A 1421-nucleotide genomic window follows, 5' to 3' on the forward strand; every position below is an offset into this window, starting at 1 on the left:
GGAATCCGGCTGCGGGAGAACGGGATCACCGACTTCGTCATCCTGGAGCGCGCGGCCGCGGTCGGCGGCACCTGGCGGGACAACACCTACCCGGGTTGTGCCTGCGATGTGCCCTCGCATCTGTATTCCTTCTCGTTCGCGCCGAACCCGCTGTGGTCGCGCAGTTTCTCGCGCCAGCCGGAGATCCGGGCGTACCTCGAGGACGTGGCCGACCGGCACGCGCTGCGCCGGCACCTGCGCTTCGAGACCGAGGTCACAGAAGCGCGCTGGGACGCCGCGCACGCGCACTGGCGGCTGGCGACCACCCGCGGAAGTCTGACCGCTGACATCCTCGTCAGCGCCACCGGGCCGCTCGCCGACCCCGCGCTGCCCGACCTGCCCGGCCTGGCCGCGTTCCCCGGCGAGGTCTTCCACTCCGCGCGCTGGAACCACGACTACGACCTGACCGGCAAGCGCGTCGCGGTCGTCGGCACCGGCGCCTCGGCCATCCAGATCGTGCCCGAGATCCAGCCGGGCGTCGGGCGGCTGATCCTGTTCCAGCGCACCCCGGCGTGGGTGCTGCCGCGCCGCGACCGACGCGTAACAGGAGCCGAACATCGGCTGTTCCGCAGCGTCCCGGCGGCGCAGAAGCTGGCCCGGTTCGGCATCTACGCGGCCCGCGAGTCGAGCGTCGGCGCCTTCGTCAAACGCCCCGCGCTGCTCAAAGCCACCCAACGGCTGGCCTACCGCAATCTCGCCAAGCACATAGCAGACCCCGAACTGCGTGCCAGGCTCACGCCCCGCTACGTGATGGGCTGCAAGCGCATCCTGCTGTCGAACGACTACTATCCGGCCCTGACCGCCCCCAACGTCACGGTCGCCTCCGGACTCGCCGAGGTGCGCGGCAGCACCCTGATAGCCCGGGACGGCACCGAGCACGAAGTGGACGCGATCATCCTCGCCACCGGGTTCCACACGATCGATATGCCGATCGCGGATCGCGTGCACGGCATCGGCGGTATCACCCTCGCAGAGTCCTGGCAGGGTGACATGCGGGCCCTGCGCGGCACCAACGTGGCCGGATTCCCGAACCTGTGCCTGGTGATCGGGCCCAACACCGGGCTCGGCCACACCTCGATGGTGCACATCATCGAATCCCAGCTCAACTACATCACCGACTATGTCAACACTCTGGGCCGTCTCGGCGTCGCAGCACTCGACCCCCGCCCCGACGCGCAGAAGCGCTGGTGCGACGAGATCGAGCACCGCATGGGTCCGACGGTCTGGAACACCGGCGGCTGCGCCAGCTGGTACCTCAACGCGGCGGGCCGGAACCCCACGCTCTGGCCCGCCTCCACCATCCGTTTCCGACGCGAGACGCGCCGCGTCGACGTGGCCGAATATCACCGGATCGCGGTCCCGATCCCAGCCTCCGTATCAGC

1 protein-coding gene is annotated in these 1421 nt (G+C 69.7%); it reads left to right on the forward strand.

All coding sequences use genetic code 11. From position 1 onward, the window contains the following. Positions 1-1421: flavin-containing monooxygenase (locus KGA66_RS29020; protein WP_211472798.1), on the forward strand; the 1421-nt coding region annotated here is incomplete at both ends.

The organism is Actinocrinis puniceicyclus (assembly GCF_018283645.1).
GTDB classification, from domain to species: domain Bacteria; phylum Actinomycetota; class Actinomycetes; order Streptomycetales; family Catenulisporaceae; genus Actinocrinis; species Actinocrinis puniceicyclus.